The sequence below is a fragment of the Candidatus Synechococcus spongiarum SH4 genome (assembly GCF_000586015.1).
GTDB lineage: Bacteria > Cyanobacteriota > Cyanobacteriia > PCC-6307 > Cyanobiaceae > Synechococcus_B > Synechococcus_B spongiarum_F.
This window is the reverse complement of sequence record NZ_JENA01000258.1, coordinates 1-2,257: the sequence shown is the minus strand read 5'-3', so window position 1 is coordinate 2,257 and position 2,257 is coordinate 1. Positions and strand designations below refer to the sequence as shown.

Below are 2,257 nucleotides of genomic sequence, written 5' to 3'. Positions count from 1 at the left end.
ACTGTCAGCAGGAATCGCGGCCGCCGTTGCAGACCGGTGGACACGGACGGACGTGATGGGCTGTTGGTACACTGAGGGCAACTGCACCGGCGCCATGAATCCCAAGCTCATCTGGTACCTGAAGGCGCAAGCAGGCGTGCTGTTGCTCCCCGCCGGCCTCTGTCTCTTCGGCCAGGCCGTCATCAACAAGGGATCGGATCAGCCCTGGTTCTGGCTGGGCGCCGCCAGCTTGATTGTCATCAATACAGGCCTTGGTTTGATGATCGATTCCGGCTTGCTGCGGGGATACCCCGGATCCCGGGAGTCCTCCTAGGGAAAGCCCGGGGAAGGCTCATTCCGGCTTCCTGTTGCCGTAGGGCGTGTTGCCGGGAACCCAGCGCTCACCTGCGTGGCCCAACTCTTTTTTCCAGAAGGGGGCATGGTGCTTCAGGCTTTCCAGAATGGCCTGGCAACTGGCCAGGGCCTGACCACGCCCATCCCCTGCGGTGGCCACCAGCACAATGGGCTCACCCACCGCCACGGCGCCCACCCGGTGCCACACCAGGGCCGCGCCGGCACCGTGCCGTTCCAGTTCCTCGCGGCAGATGGTGTGGAGCATGGTTTCCGTCATGCCCGGGTAATGCTCCAGCCAAAGACCCCGCAGGGATGCCCCATCCACGCCGGCGCCCCGCACCCGACCGATGAACTGGGCCTGGGCTGCATCCTTGCGCCCCCAGTGCGACAACGCCGCCAGGGGATCAAAAGGGCGCTCCAGCAACCGGACGGCAACGTTCACGGGATCACGGCGCTTGGGGGCGCGGGCCGGACTACGGTTCCAGGGTGTGTTTGTTGATCCCGGCTTCACTGGCCTTCACTTATAGCGGATCACCATATATTAACCCGAGCTTTGGATAAGGGGAAGTCCCCTCTTGCCCTGGCTTGGGCCTTGAGAAGGCTGATGGGGAGAGGGAAGATAGGGGAAAGGAACCTGCTGCGACCTGGTGTTCAGGCTGTCTGGACCTTGCCGTGGGGTGAGGGGGAGGTTCCCAAATCAGGCCTGACCTGATTCAGTATCCACCTGTACCACACAAACGGAAGGCCCCCTCATGACGGCTTCTATCATTGCCTTGTTCTGCTGTCTCGATCACTTTGCCAAGCTGGTTGCGGAGTGGGAGCGTCATCACTTGATCCCCTCAGAAGGGGAGGGAGAAGTCAAGTTTGAGGGAATGATCCACGTGGGTATGTGTGGTGGTGTTTTCTTCCCGTTCTCCTTGGAGGGAGAGTTGCCAGGGTTCTATCTGGCTGTGCTGGGAGTAGGGCGCCAGGGACCAGCGGAGGGAGGTGGTGCTGGTGGTGGGGGAGAGTGCCACTGCCACCCCTGGCGTCATGGTGAGGCGGTCGTTGGCAGCGGGGAAGCCGTAGGCGAACTCCGCCTCGAACTGCTGCCCGTTACCGGCGGATGCGCCAACTCCCTCCAGGACAGTGGGATCAAGGAGGGCATGGATACCGGATGCCGTTGGCGCCCCCATGGTGTGACCCAGGGCAAGGGACGGGCCGCGATTGGTGGGGGAGGGGTCCCAGGAGAAGGAGAGGGCGAGACTCTGCTGGCGGAACTCCTCTTCCATATGAGTCACCAGGGAGCGGCCCTTGACTTGGGCGCTGATGCCCCGTTGGGGATCGTTCCATGCCAGAGCAGCGCCCACGTCCAGACCGAGGCCTGATTCTGCATCACCGCCATCGTGACGGATACCCACTTCCAGGGAGGGGAGCAGGGAGGCGCCGTTGGCCAGGGGAACAGGGCGGACGGCCTCCAATCCCATCCGCAGGCGGGAGACGCTGCCCTCACTGGAGGGGAGATCGTCCACTTCCTCGGAGGTGGTCTTGACGGTGAGCAGGTCGGTGGTGGTGGAGAGGCTGAAGCCCTCGGCGCCGCCATCGATGAGCAGGCCGTCCATGCCCACTGCGCCCATGGTCATGTTGGCCGCGGGCTGGTATTCCCTCCTGCTGCCGTCGTCCGGTGTGACGGAGAGCGTACCCCAGCCGTACCCGGCCACGGCCCAGATGCCCAGCCGGGGGGTGAGGGCATAGCGGCCGTAGGGGAACAGGCCGGTGAGGCGGGCGGTGACGGCTGCATCGTTACCGTCCTCCCCCTCGTAGCCGCCGTTACCCCAGGAGCGGGAGAGTGCGGCGCCAGCTTGCCACTGCTCAGTGCGCCAGTCCGCGCCAAGCAGGGCGGTGGTTACGTCCCCGTCCAGGGAGATGTCAGCCTCCTGTCCAT

The 2,257-nt window shown here is 64.4% G+C and carries 3 protein-coding genes; 1 reads left to right on the top strand and 2 read right to left on the bottom strand.

The genetic code is table 11. The features are described 5' to 3' along the window. Positions 1-94: 94 nt before the first annotated feature. On the top strand, positions 95-313 hold the full coding sequence (locus BG35_RS0109405) for a hypothetical protein (protein WP_025782618.1): 219 nt from the start codon (positions 95-97) through the stop codon (positions 311-313). 18 nt (positions 314-331) lie between these two features. On the opposite strand, the gene BG35_RS0109400 is transcribed toward BG35_RS0109405, so the two are convergent. Continuing rightward, a complete protein-coding gene (locus tag BG35_RS0109400) occupies positions 332-775 on the bottom strand; it encodes a molybdenum cofactor biosynthesis protein MoaE (protein ID WP_025782617.1) in 444 nt (147 codons plus the stop codon). Between the two features lie 397 nt (positions 776-1,172). Further along, the coding region (locus BG35_RS13270) for a hypothetical protein (protein WP_034418364.1) at positions 1,173-2,257 on the bottom strand (1,085 nt) is incomplete at its 5' end.

Bases quoted from the DNA above. Each gene is read 5' to 3' on its own strand.
- BG35_RS0109405 (WP_025782618.1), top strand. From the start codon at position 95: ATGAATCCCAAGCTCATCTGGTACCTGAAGGCGCAAGCAGGCGTGCTG.